This is a genomic window from Bradyrhizobium sp. BWA-3-5, from assembly GCF_032917985.1.
Taxonomy (GTDB): Bacteria; Pseudomonadota; Alphaproteobacteria; order Rhizobiales; family Xanthobacteraceae; genus Bradyrhizobium.
In genome coordinates this window covers 2,352,467-2,377,498 of sequence record NZ_CP136626.1, presented here as the reverse complement: position 1 = coordinate 2,377,498, position 25,032 = coordinate 2,352,467, and the positions used below count along the sequence as shown (strand labels likewise).

Here is a 25,032-nt window from a genome sequence, read left to right as displayed (position 1 = left end):
GGCACTTACATCGTCGCGCCCAGCACCCATGGCGCGAACTCGGCGCTGCCGAAATCGAAGCTCTCGCTCTTGGTCGGCTGGCCCGATGCCGTCTTCAGCATCAGCTCGAAGATGCGCTGGCCGCATTGCTGCACCGTCTCCTCGCCGTCGAGGATGGTGCCGCAATTGACGTCCATGTCGTCTTCCATCCGCTTGTACATCGGCGTGTTGGTGGCAAGCTTGATCGATGGCGCCGGCTTGCAGCCGAACACGCTGCCGCGTCCCGTGGTGAAGCAGACGAGATTGGCGCCGCCTGCCACCTGCCCGGTCGCCGCGACCGGGTCGTAGCCGGGTGTATCCATGAAGACAAAACCCTTCTTGGTGATCGGCTCGGCATAGTTGAGCACATCGACCAGGTTGGTGCTACCGGCCTTGGCCATCGCGCCGAGTGACTTCTCCAGAATCGTGGTGAGGCCGCCGGCCTTGTTGCCGGGGCTCGGATTGGCGTTCATCTCGGCGCCTTCGCGCTTGGTGTATTCCTCCCACCACCGCATCAGGCCGACGAGCTTTTCGCCGACCTCACGGCTGACCGCGCGGCGCGTCAACAGATGCTCGGCGCCGTAAGTCTCCGGCGTTTCCGAGAGGACCACGGTGCCGCCGTGACGCACGAGGAGATCGCTCGCCGCGCCGAGCGCGGGATTGGCCGACACACCGGAATAGCCATCGGAGCCGCCACATTGCAGCGCCACCGTCAGTTCGCTGGCCGGCACCGGCTCGCGCTTGACCTTGTTCGCGTCGGTCAGCGCCTCCTTGACGAAGGCAATGCCGGCTTCCACCGTTTTGCGGGTGCCGCCGACTTCCTGGATGTCCATCGCGCGCAGGCGGCCGGCGAGTTTCTGCTCTTCCATCAGCCCGCCGATCTGGTTAACCTCGCAGCCGAGGCCCAGCACGACCACGTGCGAGAAATTGGCGTGCCGCGCGTAACCGCCGAGCGTCCGCCGCAGCAGCGCCAGCGGCTCGTTCTGCGTCATGCCGCAGCCGGTCTTGTGGGTCAGCGCCACCACGCCGTCGACATTCGGATAGTCGGCCAGCGGATTGTCGCCGGTGAACGGATTCTTCTTGAACATGTCGGCGACGATGCCGGCGACATGGGCGCTGCAATTCACCGAGGTGAGGATGCCGATATAGTTGCGCGTCGCGACGCGGCCATCAGCGCGGCGGATGCCCTCGAAGGTTGCCGGCAGATCGAAATTCGGCACCGGCTTGACATCGACGCCATAGGCATAGTCCTTGGCGAAATCGCCCATGCCGCAGTTCTGTGTATGCACATGCTGGCCCGGCGCAATCGGCGCGGTGGCAAAGCCGATGATCTGGCCGTAGCGGCGCACCGGCTCGCCCACCGCAATCGGCCTGATCGCGACCTTGTGGCCCGCCGGAATCCGTTCGGTCGTGGTGACGCCGTCGGCCACCACCATGCCCGGCGGCAGGCTCGCGCGCGCGATCAGCACGCCATCGTCGGGATGCAGGCGGATGACGGGGGCTGGACTGGTCATGGGGTGTCTCCTGTGGTTCAGCCTCTTACCTCTCCCCGTTCTTTACGGGGAGAGGTCGAATTCTCGCAACGCGAGAATTCGGGTGAGGGGCAAGGCAGTGACTTAATCACTGGCGCAGTGCTCGCCGGATAGAGGCCCCTCACCCCGACCCTCTCCCCGCAAGAGCGGGGCGAGGGAGAAGTAAGAGCTTACGCCTTTCCGCCGGAATCCTTCCTCGTCTGATTCACCTGCATCCTGGCATAGGTCGACATCAACCCGACCTCGTTCGACAGCGTCACCAGCTTGAAGCCCATGCTGATGGCGCGCACTGCGCCTTCGGCGCCGGAGCAGTGGATGCCCGGGTTGAGGCCGCGCTTGCCGCATTCCTTGATGATCTTCTCGTAGATCTTCAAAATCTCCGGCTCGTCGCGGTCGAGCTTCGGCACCAGGCCATAGGAGAAGCCGAGGTCGGACGGGCCGATATAGACGCCATCGATGCCCTCGACGTCGAGGATCGCTTCCATGTTCTCCACCGCCGTCTTGGTCTCCATCATCGGCAGCAGCACGATCTCGTCATTGGCGGTCTTCTGGTAGGAACCGGCAGTGCCGTACATGCCGGCGCGGATCGGGCCGTTGGAACGCGTGCCTTTCGGCGGATACTTCGCGAACTGAACCAGATCGCTCGCCTCCTTCGGGGTATTGATCATCGGGCAAATCACGCCATAGGCGCCGCCGTCGAGCACCTTGCCGATGATGCCGGGCTCGTTCCAGGGCACGCGGACCATCGGGGTTACCGGATGGCCGTTCATCGCCTGAAAGCACTGGACCATCGAGAGATAATCCTGCACGCCGTGCTGCATGTCGACAGTGACGCTGTCGAAGCCGCATTGCGCGATCACTTCGGCCGAGAAGCCCGAGGGGATCGCGAGCCACGCGTTCACCACGGCCTTGCCGGAGGCCCATACTTTCTTGACGTTGTTTGTTGTCACTATCTGCTCCTTTTGTTGATCTGGTGGCCGTCACGGCGAACAATGACGAATAATCACGATGTGGCGCGCTGAATGGCGGTTTCGCTGACGCCGACCTCGCGGGCGGTGTTGACGATCGCGGCCCAGGTATCGTCGGGCAGCGGCACGCCGTTCCTGGTGCGCTCGGCGCGCGTCTTCCGTTCGGGGTCACCCGGCACCAATACGCTCTCGACGCCGGCGATCGGCTTGGTCTGCCGGATAAAAGCGGTATAGCGCGAGATTTCGCCGTCGAAGAAGCCCACGGTGTCGATCACGTTGGGATCGACAAAGAAGGAGAGCATGCCGTTGGCGAACTGCCGGCCGCCCGAGGTGGCGCCGGTGCCGGTCAGCGCGCCGCCGAGCAGTTCGCAGATGAAAGCAAGGCCCGAGCCCTTGTGCTCGCCGAAGGCGCGGATCGCGCCGGTGCCCTTGGTGTGGTCGCGCGGCCCGTCCGGGGTGTAGGGTCCGTAGAGCACGGCAGGATCCTCGCTCAGCTTTCCATCATGATCGACCAGCGCGCCGGTCGGCAGCTTCTTGCCGCCGCGGCTCGCCACCAGAACCTTGCCCTCGGCGACGATGGAAGTCGCAAAATCGAGCACGATCGGGTCCTGCCCCTGGCGCGGAATGCCGACGCAGTAAGGCGCGGTCGAGAGCCGCTTCTGCACGCCGCCGAACGGCGCCACCAGCAGCGAGCCGGCGGCGTTGACGAAGTGCACCGACACCAGCCCTTCGGCGGCGGCCATCTCCGCCCAGTCGCCGACGCGGCCGATATGTCCGGCATTGCGCAGCGCGATCGCCGACAGTCCCGCCTTCTTGCACTTCTCGATGCCGGTCCGCACCGCGAACGGCGTCACGGTCTGGCCGTAGCCGAACTTGCCGTCGACCACCGCTAGCGAGGGCGTATCGACGACGATCTCGGGAGTCTGGTTGGGAACTACGTTCCCGGTCTTCTTCCAGCGGATATAGACGGGAACGCGGATCACGCCGTGGCTGTCATGTCCGGTGAGATTGGCCGTCGTCAGATAGGTCGCGATACGCCTTGCTTCCTCGGGCGAGGATTCTGCATGCGAGAAAACCTCGGCAACGAAATCGATCAGCTTGTTGACTTTTATTGTGACCATGTCCGGATTTCAGCCTGTTCCTTGCCCGGGACGCCAGCCTATCGGCGGCACACCCTTCGCTTCCCGCGCCGGTTTTGATGACCGGCTTGACCGGCACTTTGAGCGAAAAATCACGCGCATGTCTACTCGCGACGATCGCATTAGCCAAATGATTGCAATCATTTGCCCGGCCGCTATGCATCGGGCCGGTAGCTTCATGCAAATTTGCGCTTACTCATCCTCAGCCGCCACGTCGCCCTCGCCCGCTACCTCCATCGCCGCGAGGCTGCGCTCCAGTTCGCCCAGCATGTCCTGCAATTCACCGAGCTTGCGCGCGCCATAGCGATTGGTGATCTCGGCGTAGATCGCCTCCGACGTCGGCGCCACCGCCTCGATCAGCTTCAATCCCTTGGACGAGATCGAGACCTCCCCGCGGCGCATGTCCGCCTTGGCGGTCCGCCGCTCGATCAAGTCGCGCCCTTCGAGATCGCGCAGGATGCGCGACAGGCTCGGTCCGAGCAGAAAGGCAACACGCGCCAGTTCGGTGACCTCGATGGTGTCGACCGCGGTCAGCGCGCGCAGGATCCGCCATTGCTGTTCGGTCAGGCCATGGTTGCGCAGCGACGGCCGGAACTGGCGCATCACAGCTTCGCGCGCGCGCAGCAGCGACATCGGCAGCGAGCGGGAGAATTCGCGCATCGGCCCGCGGCGGGGCTCTAGCGCTCCCTCCTGCTCCGAACGCGATCCGTTCGGCGATTTCTTCCCTGCCATCTTCAGCCGTCCCACATCCGGAATCGTGGAGTCCGCGAAAGATAAAGTTTTGCGGCGCAACAAGCATCAAATCAGTTTGCGCCGGATAACTTAACATGTTAAACAAATTTCCGCACCTGCTTTTTCCGCCTGCCCCGGACGCAGCCATGGCCCTTTCCCAAGACCAGATCCGAAGCGCTGCCGAGCGGCTTGATCAGGCCGAAAAGGCCCGCACGCAGATTCGCCAGCTTTCGCTCGCACACCCCGGCATCACGATCGAGGACGCCTACGCCATTCAGAAAGCCTGGATCGAGATGAAGGTCGCGCAGGGCCGGGTCGTGAAGGGCCACAAGATCGGCCTGACCTCGAAGGCGATGCAGAGCGCGCTTAACATCGACGAGCCGGATTCCGGTATCCTGCTCGACGACATGTTCTTTGCCGACGGCGGCCTTGTGCCGTCCGACCGCTTCATCGGCACCCGCGTCGAGGCCGAACTGGCGTTTGTGATGAAGTCGCGGCTTTCGGGGCCTGATTGCACCATGTTCGACGTGCTCAATGCCACCGACTTCGTGGTGCCGGCGCTGGAGATTCTGGATACCCGCGTCGAGCGGGTCGATCGAGAGACCAAGGCGACGCGGAAAATCTTCGACACCATCGCTGACAACGCCGCCAATGCCGGCATCGTGCTCGGCGGCCGCCCGATCCGCCCCCTGGATGCCGATTTGCGCTGGATCGGCGCGCTCTGCTTCCGCAACGGCCAGCTTGAGGAAACCGGGCTGGCGGCCGGCGTTCTCAACCATCCCGCGACGTCGGTGGCCTGGCTCGCCAACAAGATCGCGCCGAACGGGCTGGCGCTAGAGGCGGGACAGGTCGTGCTGGCGGGATCGTTCATCCGCCCGATCGAAACCCGCAAGGGCGACACCATCCTGGCCGACTATGGCCCCTACGGTTCGGTGAGCTGCTACTTCGCCTGAGGCTTTAAGAGAGTCATCGCAACATGCCGCACTTCACGATTGAATATTCAGGCAATCTCGATGGGCGCCTCGATATGGGCGCGGTCGTGGAACTGGTTCGCAAGGCTGCGGTCGAGACCGGCATCTTCCCGCTCGGCGGCATCCGAGTCCGCGCCATCAGATGCGAGCACTATGCGATCGCTGACGGCCGGCAGACTTACGCCTTCCTCGACATGATGCTCCGCCTCGGCGAGGGCCGCGACCTCGCCACCCGCAAGAAGGCGGGCGAGCACATTTTCAAGGCCCTTTCCGCCTATCTCGATCCGGTGTTTGCGAAGGAGAAGTTCGCGTTGTCGTTCGACATGCTGATCAACGACAAGGAAACAAGCTGGAAACGCAACAACATCCACGAAGCCCTGAAGGTGGAGAATGCCCATGGATAAGGTGACACCTAAAGACGCCTTTCAGGCCAACCGCGACCGCGTCGGCCCCCTTCTCGCCAAATTAAAGAGCGAGGGCATCGGCCACATGATCGACGGCAAGACCGTGCCGTCGGCCTCGGGACAAACGTTTGAGACGAAGTCGCCGGTCGATGGCGCGGTGCTGGCGTCCGTCGCCCGCGGCACTTCCGAAGACATCGACCGCGCGGCTGACGCAGCGGCGCGGGCCTTCAAGTCCTGGCGTGACGTCTCGGCGGCGGCGCGGCGGAAACTGCTGCATCGCGTCGCCGATGCCATCGAGGACCACGCCGACGATATCGCCGTGCTCGAATGCATCGACACCGGCCAGGCCCACCGCTTCATGGCCAAGGCCGCGATCCGGGCGGCGGAAAACTTCCGCTTCTTCGCCGACAAATGCGCCGAGGCGAGAGACGGCCTCAACACGCCCTCCGAGGAGCACTGGAACATCTCGACGAGGGTGCCGATCGGCCCAGTCGGCGTCATCACGCCGTGGAACACGCCGTTCATGCTGTCGACCTGGAAGATTGCGCCCGCACTCGCGGCCGGCTGCACCGTCGTGCACAAGCCGGCGGAATGGTCGCCGGTGACGGCGGACCTGCTGGCCAAACTCGCCAAGCAGGCCGGCCTGCCCGACGGCGTGCTCAACACCGTCCACGGTTTCGGCGAGGAAGCCGGCAAGGCGCTGACCGAACACCCCGCCATCAAGGCAATCGGCTTTGTCGGCGAGAGCGTGACGGGCTCGGCGATCATGGCGCAGGGCGCCCCTACCCTGAAGCGCGTGCATTTCGAACTCGGCGGCAAGAACCCGGTGATCGTGTTCGAAGATGCCGACCTAGACCGCGCGCTCGATGCCGTCGTCTTCATGATCTACTCGCTGAACGGCGAGCGCTGCACCTCCTCCAGCCGGCTCCTAGTTCAGGAGAGCATTGCAGACAAGTTCGTCGAAAAGCTCACCGCGCGCGTGAAGGCGTTGAAGGTCGGCCACCCCCTCGATCCGGCGACCGAAATCGGGCCGCTGATCCACGAGCGGCACCTCGCAAAAGTCTGCAGCTATTTCGACGTCGCGAAAAAGGACGGCGCCACCATCGCGGTCGGCGGCAAGCCGCATGGTGGGCCCGGTGGCGGCCATTACGTGCAGCCGACGCTCGTCACCGGTGCGCATGCCAAGATGCGGGTGGCGCAGGAGGAAGTATTCGGGCCGTTCCTGACCGTGATCCCGTTCAAGGACGAAAAGGACGCGATCGAGATCGCCAACGGCGTGCAGTATGGCCTGACCGGCTATGTCTGGACCGGCGACATGGGCCGCGCGCTGCGCGTTGCCGACGCGCTGGAGGCCGGCATGATCTGGCTGAACTCCGAGAACGTCCGCCATCTGCCGACGCCGTTCGGCGGCATGAAAGCGTCAGGCATCGGCCGCGACGGCGGCGACTACTCGTTCGACTTTTACATGGAAACCAAGCACGTCTCGCTCGCGCGCGGGACGCATAAGATACAGAGACTGGGAGTGTAAGCAGCCACCGTCGTTCCGGGGCGCGAAGCGGACTACGGTGCGCTTCGCGCACCTGAGAACCTCGACATTCCGGGTCTGGTGCTTACGCACCATCCCGGAATGACGCCTCAAGCCAGGGAAACCACATGCCCGTTCCGACACACGTCTTCGATCCCCCCTTCAACATCATCCGCTGCAGCCATGCCGTGCTCGAGGTCGTCGACCTCGGCAAGAGCCGCGCCTTCTACGAGAACACCGTCGGCCTCCATGTCGAGGACGCCGACGACAAGGCGGTATACCTGCGCGGCAGCGAGGAGCATCAGCATCACTCGCTGGTGCTGCGGAAGGCCGCTACGGCGGCCTGCAGCCGGCTCGGCTTCAAGGTCGGCAATGACGGCGATCTCGACCGGGCTGCGACGTTCTTCTCCGAGAGCGGCATCCCTTATGCCTTCGCCGATCAGCCGTTCCAGGGCCGCACGCTGCAATTCACCGATCCCGCCGGCTTCCAGCTCGAGCTCTATGCGACGATGGAAAAGCGCCCACATCTCTTGCGGCGCTACGACCTCTACAAGGGCTGCCATCCGCAGCGGCTCGATCACTTTAACATCTTCGCGCCCGAGGTTCAGGGCACCATGGACTTTTATGCGCGGCTCGGCTTCCGGCTGACCGAATATGGCGAGGAGGACGGGCCGAACGGACGGATTGCTGCAGCCTGGATGCACCGCAAGGGCAATGTCCACGACCTCGCCATCACCAACGGCCGCGGCCCTCGCCTGCACCATTTTGCGTATTGGGTGCCCACGGCCATGAACGTGCTGCATCTCTGCGACGTGATGGCCTCCAGTGGCTATTTGAAGAACATCGAGCGCGGCCCGGGGCGCCACGGCATTTCGAACGCATTCTTCCTCTATGTCCGCGACCCCGACGGCCATCGGCTCGAACTCTATACCAGCGATTATTTCACCGGCGACCACGACCACGAGCCGCTGCGCTGGTCACTGAAGGACCCGCGGCGGCAGACGCTGTGGGGCGCACCGGCGCCGCGCTCCTGGTTCGAGGAAGGATCGCACTTCACCGGGCAAAAGGTGCGCGAGCCGGCGTTCGTCGCCGACGTCACCATTGCGGATTGATCGGATAGCATATGGCTCGTCCCCGCCTTGCCGCCTACACCGTCGACGGCGCCTCCAAATACGGCGCCGTGACCGATAACGGCATCGTCGATCTCTCGGCGCGGTTCGGAAAGGACTATCCGACGCTGCGCGAGGTCATCGCCGCGGGCGCGCTGATGAAGCTCGCCGAGGACGGCGCGCGGCTTAAGCCGGATCACGCGCTCGATGCGATCATTTGGCAGCCGCCGATTCCCGCGCCGGAAAAAATCATCTGCATCGGCGTCAACTACCCCGATCGCAACGCCGAATACAAGGATGGGCAGGACGCGCCGAAATATCCGAGCATGTTCATGCGCACGCCGCGCTCGTTTGTCGGCCACAACACGCCGCTGGTGCGGCCGCGCGCGTCGGCGCAGCTCGACTATGAGGGCGAACTGGTGCTGGTCATCGGCAAGGCCGGCCGGCACATCAAGGAGAGCGACGCGCTGGAGCATATCGCCGCGATCACGCTCGGCAACGAAGGCACCATCCGCGATTGGGTGCGGCACGCCAAATTCAATGTCACGCAGGGCAAGAATTTCGATTCGACCGGCAGTCTCGGGCCATGGATCGTGCCCTATACCAACGAGAGCCAGATCGCTGACATTCGCCTGACCACCAAGGTCAATGGCGAGACGCGGCAGGATGATCGCACCTCGCGGTTGATCTTCGGCTTCCGCTACCTCATCAACTATCTCTCGACCTTCACCACGCTAGTTCCGGGCGACGTCATCGTAACGGGTACGCCGACCGGTGCCGGCGCACGGTTCGATCCGCCGCGCTATCTCAAGCCCGGCGACATCGTCGAGATCGAGGCTGAGGGCGTTGGCGTGCTGAGGAACGGCGTGGTCGACGAAACCTGACAATCCTGAGAAGCGAGTGGACGGTACAATGAAAGCAACTTCCGGCGGCGAAGCGATCGTCAACGGTCTTGTCGCACATGGCGTCGACACCGTGTTCGGCCTGCCTGGCGCGCAAGTTTATGGCCTGTTCGACGCCTTCCACCAGGCGCAGCTGAAGGTGATCGGGGCGCGGCATGAGCAGGCGTGCGGCTACATGGCGTTCGGCTATGCGCGCTCGTCCGGCAAGCCGGGCGTGTTCAGCGTGGTCCCCGGCCCCGGCGTGCTCAATGCCAGCGCGGCGCTGCTCACCGCCTTCGGCTGCAACGAGCCGGTGCTTTGCGTGACGGGCCAGGTGCCGACGTCGTTTCTCGGCAAGGGACGCGGCCATCTGCACGAGATGCCGGATCAGCTCGCGACCTTGCGCACCTTCGTGAAATGGGCCGAGCGCATCGAATATCCCGGCGCGGCACCAAATGTGGTGTCGCGCGCGTTCCAGGAAATGCTGTCGGGACGCCGCGGCCCGGTGTCGGTGGAAATGCCGTGGGACGTATTCACCCAGCGCGCGCAGGTCGGCCCATCGGAGGTATTCGACCGCCTCCCCGCGCCGCAGCCCGATCCCGACCGCATCAAGGCAGCCGCCGCGTTGATCAAGGACGCGAAGCGGCCGATGATCTTTGTCGGCAGCGGCGCGATCGATGCGCGCGAGGAAATCCTCGAGCTCGCCGAAATGATCGACGCGCCCGTTGTGGCCTTCCGCAGCGGCCGCGGCATCGTATCCAATGCCCACGAGCTCGGGCTGACCATGGCCGCCGCCTACAAGCTGTGGCCGAATACCGACCTGATTATCGGGATCGGCACCCGCATGGAGCTGCCGACCTCCGGCTTCCGCTGGCCGTACCAGCCGAAGGGCTTGAAATCCGTTCGCATCGACATCGATCCCGTCGAAATGCGCCGGGTGATATCAGACGCCGCCATCGTCGCCGATGCGAAGGCCGGCACGGCGGATCTCATCGCCGCCGTGAAGAAGGCCGGCTACAGCAAAACCAGTGGCCGGCGCGGCGAAATCAGCGAGGCGACCGCGGCGGCACAGCAGGAAATTCAAAAGGTACAGCCGCAGATGGCGTACCTGAACATCCTGCGCGAAGTGCTGCCGGCAAACGCCATCGTCACCGACGAGCTGTCACAGGTCGGCTTCGCCTCCTGGTACGGCTTTCCGGTCTATGAGCCCCGCACCTTCATCACCTCAGGTTATCAGGGCACGCTCGGCTCGGGCTTCCCGACCGCGCTCGGCGCCAAGGTCGCCAACCCCGATCGGCCGGTGGTCGCAATCACCGGCGACGGCGGCTTCATGTTCGGCGTGCAGGAACTGTCGACCGCCGTGCAATTCAACATCGGCATCGTGACGCTGGTGTTCAACAACAACGCCTACGGCAATGTGCGCCGCGACCAGCGCCAGCATTTCGATGGCCGCTTGGTGGCGTCAGATCTGGTCAATCCGGATTTCGTGAAGCTAGCGGAATCGTTTGGCGTGGCAGCGGCGCGCGTGGCCTCGCCGGATCGGTTCAAGCCGGCGCTGAAAAAGGCGCTGGCCGATGGCGGGCCCTACGTGATTTCGGTGGAAGTGCCGACGGATTCGGAAGTCTCACCGTGGGCGTTCATACATCCGCAGAAGCCGTAGTTACCGTCATTCCGGGGCGGTTCGTAGGACCGAACCCGGAATCTCGAGATTCTCTGATGTGCTATTTCACTTCGCCGTGCCCCGGATGCAGCGCAGCGCGAAGCGGTGCGCTGCTAAGCCGGGGCCCAGTTCGCGTGAGGAAGCATGGGTCCCGGCCCTGCGGCGCAGCGCTGCACGCTGCACCGCGGCCGGGACGCGAGGTCAGCGCACCTTGCGAAATGTCAGATTGATCCGCTGACGTCCCATGACGGGATGCTCGCCTTCAGCGAGCGGCGCGACCCCATGAAAGAACAGCCGCGACGGGCCGCCCCAGACCACGACGTCGCCATGCTCGAGCCGATAGCGTGCGGGCTTGTCGGCGCGCCTCTCGCCGCCGAACAGGAAGATCGCCGGCAGCCCGAGCGACACAGAGACGATGGGCGCCGCAAAATCGAGCTCGTCCCTGTCCTGGTGCAGTGACAGTTTTGCGCCAGGCACATAGCGGTTGATCAGGCAGGCCTCGGGGGCGAAGCCGTTGAACCCGGCGTCATCAGCAGCGTCGGCCGCCAGCCGGCGCAGCACGGGCGGCATCGCCGGCCACGGCTGTTTGGACTCGGGATCGATGGCGTCATAGCGATAGCCGGTGCTATCAGACACCCAGCCGACATTGCCGCAATTGGTCATCGCGACCGACATGCGGTGGCCGCCCGGCGTGATCAGATGGCGGAACGGCGCCTGCTCGACGATCACGCGCAGGGCCGGAATCAATTCGCCCTCGAAGGGCCTGGCGAAACCGCGCAACAGCACGGCGCCTTCCGCCATCGCTTCGCGTAACGGACGCACATCCGGAACCGCCTCGAACAAATCCGCCGTCAATTCAGCCCAGACTCATTTGGCATCGTGGAAGATCACCCCGACGGTGTGGCGGTGACCGGACCTGATCCGGCTCACGCCATGGCGCAGGTTGACGCGGTAGGGTCCGCGCGTCCCCTGCACTGGCCGGTGATGCACAGCAAAGGCGACCGCATCGCCCTGGCGGAGCGGCACCACCTCGGGTCGCGACTGCATCCGCGGCCGCTGCTCGGTCAGCACGAACTCGCCGCCCTCGAAATCGCGCCCTGGCTGCGACAGCAAAATCGCGACCTGCAGCGGAAACACGTGCTCTCCATAGAGATCCTGATGCAGGCAATTATAGTCGCCCTCACCATATTGCAACAGCAGCGGCGTCGGCCGCGTCTGCCCGGCGTCGTGGCAGCGTTTCAGGAAGGCCTCATGCTTGTTAGGATAGCGGATATCGATCCCCATCGTCTCGTTCCAGCGATTGGCGATGCCGCACAGCCGCGCATAAAGCGCCGGTCGCAATTCCGCGATCACCGTCGGCAGCGGATAGGCGAAATATTTATACTCGCCGCGGCCGAAGCCGTGGCGCCCCATCACGATGCGGCTGCGGAAATGTTTGTCGTTGGGATACAGTGCGGCCAGCGCGTCGCATTCTTCCGGCGACAGCAGGCCCTTCAGGACGGCGCAGCCCTGCGCGTCGAGATCGGCGTCTATTTGCGCCCAGTCGATTGCATCGACGCGGGCGGCGACGGTGGACGGACGGTCGATATTTCTTGCGGTTGCTCTCATGACGGACAGTCTCGCAAACAGGCCAAGACAAAACCACCCGATTTCCGGCGAGTTCCATCCTCGTCATTGCGAGCGCAGCGAAGCTGCGCTCGCAATGACGTCGGTTAGAGCGTGCCTCAGCCCAACACCGGCATCGTGATCACGTCATAGCCGTGGCTGATCTTGCGCTTCAGCACGGGGTCTTCCAGCTCGAAATCGAAGCGATCGGCCGGGCGGATGCCGCCTTTCGCCGCGAAGGTGCCGCCGAACATGGCGCAGCCGTCGGGCAGACCCTTAGCCCCAAAGCCGCGCGCGATCAGGTCGTTCACCGGCAGCATCGCATCCAGCGTGCCTTCTTGGTAGAGCACGCGGGCGCCGCCGATCGTGGCCCAGGAACGCAGGATCATCTTGTCCCAATGGCCGATGACGTCCTCCAGCTCCCACAAGGTGGAGCCCATCGGCTTGTCGCACATCTGCTTGGAGACGGTGACGCTGTAGCTTTCCACCTTGCGGTCGGTATGGTCCGAGCCGCAGCCGACGAAAATGCGGCCCTGCCAGCCGATCAGCACGAACTCGACCTCGCCCGAGGAATCTTCACCGGAGACCTCGATGCGGTCGGCTTGGGTGATCCGCCGCGCCGAGCAGCGGTAGTAGATCGGCGTCGTCGCCGGGCGCGCGATGCCGATCGCTTCGAGCTCGGCGATGTGCCTGTCACGCGCCACCGGATCGCGCCCGGTCCAGCCTGCGATCACGGCCTGGTCGATCGCCAGCGTCAGCGGCGTCAGCATACCCTTGTCATCGACGTTGAAGGTCAGATCAAACACGGATGACGCCCTCCATTCCGGCGGCGAGTTCGAAGATGCGGCGATCCGAACCGCCTGATGCCGCCAGCATCAACCCGACCGGCACCTCGCCTTCGCGGTGCGCCGGCAGCGAGATCGCACAGCCATCGAGCATGTTGATCAGAGTGCAGTTGCGGAGCGACCGCAAATTCTCCACGGCAAAAGCCTGGTCGTCGGCGAGATCGGCAATTTTCGGGGGCGTGTTCGCGGTGGTCGGCAGCACCAGCGCGTCGTAGGGCGCGATCCGCTTCTCGGCGCGTGCGATGAACGAGCGGCGCGCGCCCAAAATATCGATGTAGTCGGCCGCGCTGATGCTTTCACCGCGCAGGATGCGGACGCGAACGCGGGGATCGTAGACATCGCCCTTGCTCGTGAGCAGATAGCGGTGCCAGGCAAAACTCTCCGCGGCGGCAAATCCGCCCTTGCTGTTCATGGCCATGACGTCATGGAATTCGGGCACCTCGATCCGCTCGATCAGCGCGCCCTGGCGCGACAGCGTTGTTAGCGCGCGCTCAAAGGTTTTCGCGACCTCGTCATCGAGATCGTCGAGCGCTATCGTGGTCGGCACCGCAAGCCGCATGCCCTTCACGGAGCGCGGCTGCAACGGCTGCACGGTTTCATCCGCGAGCACGGCATCGAGCACCGCGCAGCAGGCAACGCTGCGTGCCAACGGCCCAAAGCTGTCGAGCGAGGACGACAGCGGCACGCCGCCATCGAGCGGCACGCGGGCCTGCGTCGGCTTGTAGCCGACGATCCCGTTATAGGCCGCCGGAATCCGGCAGGAGCCGCCGGTGTCGGTGCCAAGCGCGCCATAGGCCATGCGATCGGCGATCGACACCGCCGCGCCCGAGGAGGAGCCGCCGGGCACATGGCCGACGCTGCGATCGAACACGCTCTTCGGCGTGCCGTAATGCGGATTGATGCCGATGCCGGAATAGGCGAACTCGGTCATGTTGGTGCGGCCGATCACGACGAAGCCGGCGCGGCGGAGCCGCGCCACCACAGGCGCATCGGCTTCCGCCGGCGCCGAGTCCTCCAGTGCGCGGGAGCCGGCGCGCGTCACCTGCCCCTTGATGTCGAACAGATCCTTGATCGAGACGGGAATACCGGCATAGGGCGACGGTGCGGCATTGGCCTTGCGCAAATGATCCATCGCGTCCGCGGCAACGAGCGCGGCGTCCCTGTCGACATGGATGAAGGTGCGCGCGCCCTCGCCGGCGGGATCGGCAATTCGCGCAAGACATTCCTCGACGAGTTTGCGCGCGGTGGTGCGCCCCGTTTCGAGATCGGCGGCGAGGCTCGCCAGCGTCGGATGGTCAGGCATGGCTCTCTTGTCTGTCTGGATCGCTTCCGGGCTGAAAGCAATTTACCGTGCCGCGGACTATCTCCGATGACGACGTGGCATACAAGCGTTCTCGGGCGCAGGAATGCGGCCATGCAATTGCCGCGACCGCAGAACCGTTGACGGCCCTCAGTCAATAACGCATCAAGATCGCAAGCAGCCAAGAGCACGCTGGACTTCCCAAGGAGACATTGCCGAGATGGCCGAACCCGCCCGCGCGAAACCGAAGCCGACACCGGAAACCCAGCATTTCTGGGATGGAACGCAGGCCGGCGAACTCCGCCTGCAGCGCTGCGACGCCTGCGCCAATGTCTATTTTCCGCCGCGCCCGTTCTGCCCCTCCTGCGCCTCGCGCAAGGTCTCCGTGTTCAAGGCGAGCGGCAAGGGCAAGCTCTACAGCTACGTCATTAATCACCGCCCGGCGGCGCCCGGTTTCACCCCGCCTTACGCCATCGCCGTCGTCGAGCTCGACGAAGGCCCGCGCATGATGAGCAACATCATCGATTGTCCGCAGACGCCGGAGGCGCTGGAGCTCGACATGAAGCTCGAAGTCGCGTTCGAAAAGCTCGACGACAAGATCACCCTTCCCTTGTTCCGTCCGGCGAAGGGATAAGCACCATGCGCAGAAACCAGGTCGCCGTCGTCGGCGCTGCCGAGACCACCGAGCTCGGCGTCATCAACATGTCGCAGATCCAACTCCATGCGGATGCGGCGCTCAATGCAATCGCGGATGCCGGACTGAAACTTTCCGATATCGACGGCATCGCCACTGCGGTGGAAACCCCGCAGCAGATCGCGCATTATCTCGGCATCAAGCCGACCTGGGTCGACGGCACCTCGGTCGGCGGCTGCTCGTTCATGCTGCATGTCCGCCATGCCGCCGCTGCGATCGAGGCCGGCCTCTGCAAGACCGTGCTGATCACGCATGCCGAGAGCGGCAAGTCGATGATCGGCAAATTGCCGCGCTCGACGCCGCCGGACAGCCTCAACGGCCAGTTCGAGGCGCCGTTCGGCGTCTATGGCCCGCCCAGCATGTTCCCGATACCCGTGCTGCGCTTCATGAAGACCTACGGCATCACCCATGAGCAGCTTGCCATGGTGGCCGTGGTGCAGCGCGAATGGGCGGCGAAGAATCCGCGCGCGACGATGAAGGACCCGATCACGGTCGCCGACGTCCTCAATTCGCGCATGATCGCCTACCCGTTCCGCCTGCTGCAGTGCTGCCTCGTCACCGACGGCGGCGGCGCGCTGATCCTCACTTCCGCTGATCGCGCCAAGGACTTTCCGAACAAGCCGGTCTACGTCCTCGGCACTGGCGAAAGCGTCGAAACGCCGATGGTCAGCCAGATGGAGACCTTCAACTCCTCGCGCGCCTTCAAGGTCGCCGGCCCGCTGGCCTTCAAGGAAGCCGGCATCACCCACAAGGACGTCGATCACCTGATGATCTACGACGCCTTTGCGCATCTGCCGCTCTATGGCCTCGGCGATCTCGGCTTCATGCCGCACGAAGAGACCGGCAAGTTCATCGCCGAGGGCAATACGCGGCCCGGCGGCAAGCTGCCGCTCAACACCAATGGCGGCGGGCTCTCCTATATGCACTCCGGCATGTACGGCATGTACGCGCTGCAGGAGAGCGTGCGGCAGATGCGCGGCATCGCGCCGGCGCAGGTGCCGAATGCGAAAATCTCGGTCTGCCACGGCGTCGGCGGCATGTTCGCCGCCAGTGGTACGATCATCTTTACGAACGAGAAGTAATCCTCCGTCATTCCGGGGCGCGCAACGCGCGAGCCCGGAATCTCGAGATTCCGGGTCTGGTGCTTCGCACCATCGCGGAATGACGGAATAACAGGAGCCCCCAAATGGCAAAATCACTGCAAGACAAAGTCATCATCGTCACCGGCGCGGGCCGCGGCATCGGCCGCGAGATCGCGCTTCTCTGCGCCGCCGAAGGCGCCAAGGTCGTCGTCAACGATCCCGGCGGTGCGGCCGACGGCGCCGGGTCGAGCGCGGCGCCCGCGGAAGAAGTGGTCGAGGAGATCAAGAAGCGCGGCGGAACGGCCGTTGCCAATTTCGAGTCGGTGGCGGAAGCGATCCCGGCCAGCAAGATCGTGAAGACCGCGACCGATCATTTCGGCCGGCTCGACGGCGTCGTCAACAATGCCGGCATTCTGCGCGACATGATCTTCCACAAGATGAGCGTGGAAGCGTTCGAGGCCGTCATCAAGGTGCACCTGATGGGCTCTTTCTACGTCTCGCACGCGGCGGCGCGGATCTACCGCGAGCAGGAGAGCGGGTCGTTCGTGCACTTCACCTCGACCTCGGGCCTGATCGGCAATTTCGGCCAGGCCAACTATGCCGCCGCCAAGCTCGGCATCGTCGGCCTGTCGAAGTCGATCGCGCTCGACATGGGCCGCTTCAACGTACGCTCCAACTGCGTCTCGCCGTTCGCCTGGACCCGCATGATCGACACCATCCCGACCGAGACCGACGCCGAAAAGGCGCGCGTCGAGAAGATCAAGCAGATGGGCCCCGAGAAGATCGCGCCGCTATGCGGCCACCTGCTGTCCGATGCCGCCAAGGACGTCACCGGGCAGATCTTCGGCGTGCGCATGAACGAAATCTTCCTGTTCAGCCAAAACCGTCCGATCCGCTCGGTGCACCGCGGCGAAGGCTGGACCCCGCAGACCATCGCCGAGCACGGCATGCCGGCGCTGAAGGGCTCGTTCTCCAAGCTCGATCGCTCTGCGGATATCTTTACGTGGGATCCGATCTGAGGGACGGAGCGTGGGTGGGCAAAGACGCGGAGCGTCGTGCCCACCATTCTATCCAGGCATTCGCCGTGAGACGGTGGGCACGCTTCGCTTTGCCCACCCTTGGCACGTCGCCATCTCTGATTGTTCCACCTTGGGCCTGCCCGCTTTATGCCGGAATGCGGGCAGATGTTTTCCTCCCTACAAAAAATATACGGGAGGAAATCATGACAGCCCCACTGACCTACTCCGATCCGCAACGACAAGGCGGCGGCTTTGACCGTCGCAAGATACTGACCGGCGCGGCCGCGCTTGCCGCTTCCGCCGTCACGGTAAAGACGGCTTCTGCCGCCTCCGTCGCGCCGCTCGGCCAGACCGGCGCGCCGACCACGGCGACGCAGCCGCTGCCGCTCGGCCCGCTTCCCGGCGCCCGCTATCCCGACGCCCGCCTGGAGTCGATGAAGAAGCCCAAGGTTTCGTTCGGGCCGACAGGCTTCCCCGCCTTCGCGGGCACCATGGCGGTCGAGCGCGTCGCGACCGGGTTCCGCTGGGCCGAAGGTCCGGTCTACTTTCCGGCCGGGCGCTATGTTCTGTTTAGCGACATTCCCAACAACCGCATCATGCGCTTCTCGGAGGATGACGGCCACGTCAGCGTCTATCGCCAGCCGTCGATGAACTCGAACGGTAACACGATCGATCGCGAGGGACGTTTGATCACCTGCGAACACTCGGGCCGCCGCGTCACGCGGACCGAGCTCGACGGCTCGATCACCATCATCGCCGACAAGTACAACGGCAAGAAGCTGAACTCACCGAACGACGCCGTCGTCGCGGGCGACGGCTCGATCTGGTTCTGCGACCCCGCCTACGGCATCGGCGGCTATTACGAGGGCATCAAGGCCGAGCCCGAGCAGGACAAGAAGAACGTCTACCGGGTCGATCCGAAATCCGGCGACATCAAGGTGGTGGTGGACGATTTCGTGGAGCCGAACGGCCTTTGCTTCTCGCCTGACGAGAAGAAGCTCTATATCTGCGACACCGGCTTCACCGACGGGCCCGACAACCCCTCGCATATCCGCGTGTTCGACGTCGATCTCGCCGGTGGAAAGCTGTCGAACAGCAAGGTCTTTGCGGAGATACCCAAGCCCAGCATCACCGACGGGCTGCGCTGCGATCGCGACGGCCGCCTGTGGTGCTCCGTCGGTTGGGGCGATCCGAACGAGGACGGCGTGCGCTGCTACACGGCGGACGGCGATCTCCTCGGCAAGATTCATATCCCGGAGACGGTTGCCAACATGTGCTTCGGCGGCCAGCAGCGCAACCGGCTCTACATCTGCGGCTCGTCATCGCTCTATGCGGTTTATACGAGTGCGCAGGGCGCGATGAAACCGTGAGGAGTTGTTGAGTACCATTCCGCCACGAGTCGTCCCCGCGCACGCGGGGACCCATAACCACAGGGCTGCATTGTAGGAGGATGATGTCTCCCATCCTGCCTATATTGATAGATCACGCGGTATGGGTCCCGGCGTTCGCCGGGACGACGGCGGAGGGTGCGCCTCACCTCACCCGCTATTTCTCAACCCCGCCGAGATCCCGTTGATCGTGAGCTGAATCCCGCGCAGCACCTGTTCGTCCGGGTTCTGCGCGCGGTGCTCCTTCAGCAGCTCGACCTGCACGTGGTTGAGCGGATCGAGATAGGGGAAGCGGTTGCGGATCGAGCGGTCGAGCAGCGGGTTGCCCTGCAACAGCCGCTCATGGCCCATGATGTCGAGCAGCGTCTCGATCGAGGAGTGCCATTCGCGCCGGATGCGGCCAAAGATGCTCTCGCGCAATTTCACGTCAGGCACCAGCTCGGCATAGCGCGAGGCGATCGCGATCGAACTCTTGGCCAGCACCATGTCCATGTTCGACAACAGCGTGCGGAAGAACGGCCATTCGCGGTAGAGCTCCTGCAGGAACGGCATGCCCTGCTCCGGGTGTTCCGCGATCCAGGCCTCGACCGCCGAACCGAAACCATACCAGCCCGGCAGCATCAGCCGGCACTGCGCCCAGCTGAACACCCAGGGAATGGCGCGAAGGTCCTCGATCTCGCGGGTCTTCTTGCGTGAGGCCGGACGGCTGCCGATGTTGAGCGTCGAGATTTCGGTGATGACGGTGGAGCCCCAGAAATAATCGGCAAAGCCTTCGGTCTCGTAGACCAGCCCGCGATAGGCCTTGAAGGCCAGCGCCGAGAGTTGCTCCATCGCGGTCAGATACTCGTTGCGCGGCGCGCTCTGACGCGGATGCAGCAGGCTCGCTTCAAGCGTGGCGGCGGCGAGGATCTCCAGGTTGCTGCGGCCGACTTCCGGGTTGGAATATTTGCTGGAGATGATCTCGCCCTGCTCGGTGATGCGGATCTGGCCATTCACGGCGCCGCCGGGCTGCGCGATGATGGCATCATAGCTCGGTCCGCCGCCGCGGCCGACCGATCCGCCGCGGCCGTGGAACAGCCGCAGCCGCACATGGTGGCGCTCGAACACCTCGACGAGGCCAATCTCGGCCTTGTAGAGCTCCCAGCCCGAGGTGACGAAGCCGCCATCCTTGTTGCTGTCGGAATAGCCGAGCATCACCTCCTGAATGCCGCCGCGGCTGTCCACCAGTCGGCGGTAATCATGCAGCGATAACATCCGGTCCATGATGCCGGAAGAGGCCTGCAGATCCTCGATCGTCTCGAACAGCGGCACGATGTTCATGGCGCTGCGGCCGGACGGGTTGATCAGCCCGACCTCCTTCAGCAGCACCGCCACCTCCAGCAGGTCGGACATGCCCTTGCACATGGAGATGATGCATTGATGGATCACGTCGGGCCCGAACCGCGCATGCGCTTCCGCGGCGGCCCGAAACACCGCGAGTTCTCCCAACGTCTCCTCGCTGTATTTGACGAAGGCCGAGCTGAGCGGCCTTGCGCTGCGCAATTCGCCGAGCAGCAGGTTGACGCGCGCGTCCTCGCTCAGGGCCATGTAGGACATGCCCGGGATTGCCGCATCGAACAGCTCGGCCACGGTACGCTCATGCACCGCGGAGTTCTGCCTGATGTCGAGCCGGGCGAGATGGAAACCAAAACAGTCCACAGCGCGGCGGAGCAGCCGCAGCCGCCCGCGCGCGATCACCCCGGAATTGTTGGCGATGAGCGAGCGGTCGAGCACGTCGAGATCGGCCTTGAACTCCTTCACGCTTGCATAAGGCGCGGCCTCGCCGACCGGCCGGCGGGCTGTTTCAACCTCCAGCCGCACCGCAGTCGCGGTCAGCCTTGCATAGATGCCGGATACCGCGAGGCGATACGGTTCGCCGCTCCGGTGCGGCGAGGTATCCGGCGAGCGTTCGGCCAGCGCGCGCAGTTCGTCGGAAACATCGGCGAGGTGTGCCGCCAGCGACAATTCGGAGCCGAGCACGTGCAGCTCTTCCAGATAGAAGCTCATGATGCGGCTCGACTGCAGGCGCAGCGTGCCGCGCATCACGTCGGCGGTGACGAAGGGGTTGCCGTCGCGGTCGCCGCCGATCCAGCTTCCCATGGTCAGGAACGAGGCCAGTTCGCTGGGCGAGCCGCCCTCTTCCTGATTCAGGCGGTCTTCCAGCGCGCAATGCAGCCGCGGCACCTCGTGCAGGAAGGTGTAATCGTAAAACGACAAACCATTCGAGACTTCATCCAGCACGTTCAGCTTGGTCCGCCGCAACAGATTGGTCTGCCACAACGTCAGCACGGCGCGCCGCAACTGCTCGTCGCAGGCCTCGGCCTCCTCCGGCGTGAGCTGCACCCGCTCGCGCCGGTCGAGCAGCGCGGCGATCTCCATCTCGCGGTCCATCGTGCTCTTGCGGCGGACCTCGGTCGGATGCGCGGTCAAGACCGGGCTAACGAGCGCATTCTTGAAAAAGCGTCGCAACTCGGCGGCACCGATGCCCGCCGCCTTGGCATGCGCCAGCGTCTGCGTCAGCGTGCTCGGCCGCGGCCCGGCGGGCCCGCGGCCGCGCATCTGGCGGATGTTGTTCTGGTCCTCGGCGATGTTGGCGAGGTGCGAGAAATAGCTGAAGGCACGGACGATCCGCACGGTGTCGGCGGTCGACATGCTGTCGAGGATGGTTTCCAGCTCGCGCCGCGCCAGCTTGTCTTCATCGCGGTGGAACCGGATCGAGGTCTGCCTGATCCGTTCGACCAGATCGAAGACGTCGGCCCCCTCCTGGTCGCGGACGGTATCGCCGAGAATGCGCCCGAGGAGGCGGATATCGGTCCGCAGCCGAGCATCCTCCTCCAGCGCCAGCGCTTCGTCGCTGCGGTTGGACCGGATCTCGGTCTGGGACGGCATGGTCATAGGCTCGCACCCTCAGAAACTGCCCGGCAGTCCCGAGTGTGCAATTTTTTTGCCGCAGTGCAAGATAAACATGGATGCACGCGCCGGTCCCCGCAAAGGCGGCGACGCGGGAACAGGGCTCAGTAGAACTTGTGAAAATGATGGACCGGGCCGTGCCCGTGTCCGACGCTGAAGCGGTCTGCGGCGGCGATCGCGGCCGTGAGCCAGGCCTTGGCGCTGCGCACGGCGGTCTCCATGCCCTCGCCCTTCGCAAGCCCCGCGGCAATCGCCGAGGACAATGAGCAGCCGGTGCCGTGGGTGTTCTTGGTCGCGATGCGTTTTGCGGTCAACGCGATGCTGCCGCTGGAGGTGCAGAGGTAGTCGATGCTCTCGGGGCTCTCGCCGTGACCGCCCTTGATCAGCACGGCGGCGCATCCCAGGGCGAGCAGCCGCCCGCCCTGACTTTCGACCGCAGCGGCGTCTTGCGCGATCGGTTCGTCGAGCAAGGCGGCGGCTTCCGGCAGGTTCGGCGTGATCACCGACGCCAGCGGGATCAGCCGGGTTCGCAGCGCATAGACCGCTTCCGCGGCGAGCAGGCGGTCGCCCGAGGTTGCAACCATGACAGGATCGAGCACGACGTGTTTCGGCGACCAGCGCTTGAGGCCCGCGGCGATCGCATCGATGACAGGCGGATGCGCCACCATGCCGATCTTGACGGCGCCAATGGCCAGATCGGAAAACACCGCGTCGATCTGCGCGGTGACGAATTCGGCAGGCACCTGGTGGATGCCGCTGACGCCTTGCGTGTTCTGCGCAGTCAGCGCCGTGATCACGGAGGCGCCGTAGACGCCGAGCGCGGCAAACGACTTCAGATCTGCCTGAATGCCGGCACCACCGGAAGAATCGGAGCCGGCGATGGTCAGCGCGATCGGAGTTGTCATTAAAAGTCTCGTGAAAATGCGCGGTCAAGCCCAAGGTAGAACTAACGCGCCCTCCCGCCGGCAGCAAGCTGGCTTGCCATTATCGGCGGTTTTTGGCCTATTGGGGCCAACCTATTCGGAGACGACAGCGATGGTTCCTTTCTTCGTCCAGTTCAAATGCAAGCTCGGCCAGTCCTACGCCGTCGCCAACGCGCTCGCGGAAGCCGAGATTGCCTCGGAGATCTACTCCACTGCTGGCGACTATGATCTCCTGGTCAAGTTCTACGTCGACAACGACACCGACATCGGCCATTTCGTCAACGAGAAGGTGCAGGTGATTCCGGGCATCCAGGACACCCACACCATCATCACCTTCAAGGCGTTCGGCACGGGCTAGCGGCGGGGCCTCGTCCGCCATCGCCGATCGTCACCCGCGCGTCGATGCGCGCGGCCTCAGGGAGCGCTTCTCCTGTCCGACATCTCATTAAATTTTGACCGGCTGAAAAGCTTCATTCAGCAGGCGTTCACGGCGGTCGACCTGCGGAGACAGACGCCGCCACCCGTTGCGGCCCTGATGAGATCAGATCCGGCCTGAGGCTCCGTCGGCCGCCCAAAACAAAAAATCGAAAACAACCCCATGCACAGTAGCCGGCAAGGGCCCGGCAGCCGGGTGATCGACTGACCCTGGTCTCATCGCTGGTGTCGACTTCGGCGGCGACCCCCGCGCGAAAAACCTGCATTCAGAACATTGGCGGCAGCGCTGCCTCAACCGCTTTGGTCTTCGCCGGATGCGCGCTTGGCTTGGCCAATGGTCCCATGCGGGCAACCACCCCGTCCGGCACGCGATAGATCTTTATCACGTGATCGATCCTGTTGAGGCCGCAGGCCTCGCGCTGCACGGCGAAGAGCCAAAGCGCATATCCCGCCTGCTCGACGAGGCTATCGTAGATCTTTCGATCGGAACTGGTCGTCCGCGGGCATGCGGCGAGCGCCGTCAGCGCGGCCTCGAGCCGCCGCCCCAGCCGCCCGAGCGCCGACACTCGCTCCTCGGCGATCTCATATTCGAGCGTTGCCAATCCGGAACGAAGCAAATCCAACGCCATATCGGCGCACTCCGAAACAAGGCCTGCCCAATCATCCTATTGGTCGGCAGGAGGCCATTCAAGACCACCTACTCCGGCCACCCACGAGGCGGCGTTCGACGGCCGAGGGCCTCATCGCCGTCGATGGGGGTATGGGCCTCCAAGGTCTGCCTTGGCGTCATTCAGAGGGACGGGTCGTTCAAGGCGATCGACCATTGGTGATGGAACTCGGGGCTGGAACCTCCCCCGGGAGCCTGCTAGGCTCGGCCGAATAGCTTCGCGGCAACATATGGTTAACGGAATTCCATATGGCTTGCTTTTGCCATAAGGGGATCATTCTGGCGCCTTGAAGTTTTTCATTAGCTTATGCGTCGTCAATCGGAGGCTCCACGGCGGGGGACCTCTGAGGGGGAATAGTCGCGAGTACCACCAATGGGGACGCTGTACGATTTGCTCGGAGCGCTTCCGAGCGATGACGCCGAGGGACTTCGGACGGCCTTTCGCAAGGCCGCGAAGGCCACGCATCCCGATATGAATCCCGATAATCCGGATGCCGCGCTGCGGTTCAGGGAGCTGGTGCGCGCCTATGACATCCTGATCGACCCCCAACAGCGCGACACCTATGATGAGCTGCTGGCCATTGCGCTGCAGCCCGAGACAGCGCCGGCGACCCGCACCTACGAGACGATGCGCAAAGTGGCCTCCAACACCATGGCGGCCTCGATCGTCCTGGCGGTGCTGGTCGGCGGCTACACGCTGTTCGGACTATTTTCGAAGCCGCCCGTTGCGGCTGAAATGCCTGATGGCGCGTTAGAGGTCGCCTCGCTGCAATCTGACACTCCCGCCCAGGACGAAGGGCTTGGCCAGCGCGACAACGACGTTTTGACAACCGGAACAGCCACCATGGCTGCTGTTCCGCTCGCTAAGGAAACCGTCGCCGCGCCGATCGGCCGCTTCGAGCGGGTGCCGGCCTTCGCCACCTATAATCTGGGCGTTCAGTATTATCCGCGCTTCACCGCCGCCTATTTCGATGGCGGGTTCGTGATGTACCGCACCGGAGACTTCAACCGCCCGCTCACCGACATCGCCTCGATCAAGCGGCCCGCGGAATTGAAGCGGACCAAGAGCGCGGCGCCGCCGCCACCCGTGCCGCGCAAACCGTTGACGATCGTGCCCTCGCTGCCGGAAAGGCGGGAGCGGGAGCCGATGACGGCCGCTTTGACGCCTTAAAGCGCGATGCGCTAA

At 64.3% G+C, this 25,032-nt stretch carries 23 protein-coding genes; 12 read left to right on the top strand and 11 right to left on the bottom strand.

All coding sequences use genetic code 11. From position 1 onward, the window contains the following. Positions 1–5: 5 nt before the first annotated feature. From RX331_RS11380 to hpaR, 4 genes are all read right to left on the bottom strand, one after another. Positions 6–1,532 (bottom strand): altronate dehydratase family protein, encoded by a 1,527-nt coding sequence (locus tag RX331_RS11380; protein WP_317256653.1) that lies wholly within the window; start codon positions 1,530–1,532, stop codon positions 6–8. 188 nt (positions 1,533–1,720) lie between these two features. Next, positions 1,721–2,500 (bottom strand): HpcH/HpaI aldolase family protein, encoded by a 780-nt coding sequence (locus RX331_RS11375; protein WP_317256652.1) that lies wholly within the window; start codon positions 2,498–2,500, stop codon positions 1,721–1,723. A 53-nt stretch (positions 2,501–2,553) separates the two neighbouring features. Continuing rightward, positions 2,554–3,639: a malate/lactate/ureidoglycolate dehydrogenase gene (locus RX331_RS11370; protein WP_317256651.1), complete on the bottom strand. Its 1,086-nt coding sequence runs from the start codon at positions 3,637–3,639 to the stop codon at positions 2,554–2,556. Between the two features lie 210 nt (positions 3,640–3,849). Beyond that, positions 3,850–4,389 (bottom strand): homoprotocatechuate degradation operon regulator HpaR, encoded by a 540-nt coding sequence (hpaR, locus tag RX331_RS11365; protein ID WP_317256650.1) that lies wholly within the window; start codon positions 4,387–4,389, stop codon positions 3,850–3,852. A gap of 146 nt (positions 4,390–4,535) precedes the next feature. Between hpaR and hpaH the strand changes: the two genes are divergently transcribed. From hpaH to RX331_RS11335, 6 genes are all read left to right on the top strand, one after another. Beyond that, the gene (hpaH, locus tag RX331_RS11360; RefSeq protein WP_317256649.1) at positions 4,536–5,342 is read left to right on the top strand and encodes a 2-oxo-hept-4-ene-1,7-dioate hydratase; all 807 of its coding nucleotides are present in this window, start codon (positions 4,536–4,538) and stop codon (positions 5,340–5,342) included. Positions 5,343–5,365: 23 nt separating this feature from the next. After that, on the top strand, positions 5,366–5,764 hold the full coding sequence (locus RX331_RS11355; RefSeq protein ID WP_317256648.1) for a 5-carboxymethyl-2-hydroxymuconate Delta-isomerase: 399 nt from the start codon (positions 5,366–5,368) through the stop codon (positions 5,762–5,764). Further along, positions 5,757–7,292, top strand: coding sequence for a 5-carboxymethyl-2-hydroxymuconate semialdehyde dehydrogenase (gene hpaE / locus RX331_RS11350; RefSeq protein ID WP_317256647.1), 1,536 nt, complete (start codon positions 5,757–5,759; stop codon positions 7,290–7,292). The genes RX331_RS11355 and hpaE overlap by 8 nt, the downstream gene beginning before the upstream one ends. Positions 7,293–7,417: 125 nt before the next feature. Then, positions 7,418–8,401, top strand: a complete 984-nt coding sequence (hpaD, locus tag RX331_RS11345; RefSeq protein WP_317256646.1) for a 3,4-dihydroxyphenylacetate 2,3-dioxygenase — start codon at positions 7,418–7,420, stop codon at positions 8,399–8,401. A gap of 11 nt (positions 8,402–8,412) precedes the next feature. Continuing rightward, positions 8,413–9,282, top strand: coding sequence for a fumarylacetoacetate hydrolase family protein (locus tag RX331_RS11340; RefSeq protein ID WP_317256645.1), 870 nt, complete (start codon positions 8,413–8,415; stop codon positions 9,280–9,282). A 28-nt stretch (positions 9,283–9,310) separates the two neighbouring features. Beyond that, positions 9,311–10,939 (top strand): thiamine pyrophosphate-dependent enzyme, encoded by a 1,629-nt coding sequence (locus RX331_RS11335; protein WP_317256644.1) that lies wholly within the window; start codon positions 9,311–9,313, stop codon positions 10,937–10,939. A 201-nt stretch (positions 10,940–11,140) separates the two neighbouring features. Here the strand turns inward: RX331_RS11335 and alkB are convergent, their stop codons facing one another. The 4 genes from alkB to RX331_RS11315 all read right to left on the bottom strand — a co-directional run bounded on the left by alkB (position 11,141) and on the right by RX331_RS11315 (position 14,692). Next, positions 11,141–11,794: a DNA oxidative demethylase AlkB gene (gene alkB / locus RX331_RS11330; protein WP_317256643.1), complete on the bottom strand. Its 654-nt coding sequence runs from the start codon at positions 11,792–11,794 to the stop codon at positions 11,141–11,143. A 12-nt stretch (positions 11,795–11,806) separates the two neighbouring features. After that, positions 11,807–12,547, bottom strand: coding sequence for a 2OG-Fe(II) oxygenase (locus RX331_RS11325; protein WP_317256642.1), 741 nt, complete (start codon positions 12,545–12,547; stop codon positions 11,807–11,809). 116 nt (positions 12,548–12,663) lie between these two features. Then, on the bottom strand, positions 12,664–13,350 hold the full coding sequence (locus tag RX331_RS11320; protein WP_317256641.1) for a DUF2848 domain-containing protein: 687 nt from the start codon (positions 13,348–13,350) through the stop codon (positions 12,664–12,666). Next, on the bottom strand, positions 13,343–14,692 hold the full coding sequence (locus RX331_RS11315; protein ID WP_317256640.1) for an amidase: 1,350 nt from the start codon (positions 14,690–14,692) through the stop codon (positions 13,343–13,345). Before RX331_RS11315 ends, RX331_RS11320 begins: the two co-directional genes overlap by 8 nt. Before the next feature lie 217 nt (positions 14,693–14,909). On the opposite strand from RX331_RS11315, the gene RX331_RS11310 reads away from it, so the two are divergent. From RX331_RS11310 to RX331_RS11295, 4 genes are all read left to right on the top strand, one after another. Then, positions 14,910–15,323: a Zn-ribbon domain-containing OB-fold protein gene (locus RX331_RS11310; RefSeq protein ID WP_057863339.1), complete on the top strand. Its 414-nt coding sequence runs from the start codon at positions 14,910–14,912 to the stop codon at positions 15,321–15,323. Between the two features lie 5 nt (positions 15,324–15,328). Continuing rightward, positions 15,329–16,465: a thiolase C-terminal domain-containing protein gene (locus RX331_RS11305; protein WP_317256639.1), complete on the top strand. Its 1,137-nt coding sequence runs from the start codon at positions 15,329–15,331 to the stop codon at positions 16,463–16,465. 104 nt (positions 16,466–16,569) lie between these two features. Beyond that, positions 16,570–17,484 carry an SDR family oxidoreductase gene (locus tag RX331_RS11300; protein ID WP_317256638.1) on the top strand — a complete coding sequence of 305 codons (915 nt, stop codon included), beginning with the start codon at positions 16,570–16,572 and terminating at the stop codon, positions 17,482–17,484. Positions 17,485–17,918: 434 nt separating this feature from the next. Next, a complete protein-coding gene (locus RX331_RS11295) occupies positions 17,919–18,854 on the top strand; it encodes an SMP-30/gluconolactonase/LRE family protein (RefSeq protein WP_410708267.1) in 936 nt (311 codons plus the stop codon). A 168-nt stretch (positions 18,855–19,022) separates the two neighbouring features. Here RX331_RS11295 and ppc read toward each other — a convergent pair whose 3' ends face one another. Both ppc and thiD read right to left on the bottom strand, forming a co-directional pair. Continuing rightward, the gene (gene ppc / locus RX331_RS11290) at positions 19,023–21,806 is read right to left on the bottom strand and encodes a phosphoenolpyruvate carboxylase (protein WP_317256636.1); all 2,784 of its coding nucleotides are present in this window, start codon (positions 21,804–21,806) and stop codon (positions 19,023–19,025) included. A gap of 119 nt (positions 21,807–21,925) precedes the next feature. Further along, on the bottom strand, positions 21,926–22,726 hold the full coding sequence (gene thiD / locus RX331_RS11285; protein WP_317256635.1) for a bifunctional hydroxymethylpyrimidine kinase/phosphomethylpyrimidine kinase: 801 nt from the start codon (positions 22,724–22,726) through the stop codon (positions 21,926–21,928). A 130-nt stretch (positions 22,727–22,856) separates the two neighbouring features. On the opposite strand from thiD, the gene RX331_RS11280 reads away from it, so the two are divergent. After that, positions 22,857–23,102, top strand: a complete 246-nt coding sequence (locus RX331_RS11280; protein WP_029583462.1) for an Lrp/AsnC ligand binding domain-containing protein — start codon at positions 22,857–22,859, stop codon at positions 23,100–23,102. Positions 23,103–23,445: 343 nt separating this feature from the next. On the opposite strand, the gene RX331_RS11275 is transcribed toward RX331_RS11280, so the two are convergent. After that, positions 23,446–23,808: a DUF6665 family protein gene (locus tag RX331_RS11275; RefSeq protein WP_317256634.1), complete on the bottom strand. Its 363-nt coding sequence runs from the start codon at positions 23,806–23,808 to the stop codon at positions 23,446–23,448. A gap of 411 nt (positions 23,809–24,219) precedes the next feature. Between RX331_RS11275 and RX331_RS11270 the strand changes: the two genes are divergently transcribed. Continuing rightward, positions 24,220–25,017 (top strand): J domain-containing protein, encoded by a 798-nt coding sequence (locus tag RX331_RS11270; RefSeq protein WP_317256633.1) that lies wholly within the window; start codon positions 24,220–24,222, stop codon positions 25,015–25,017. Positions 25,018–25,032 lie beyond the last annotated feature (15 nt).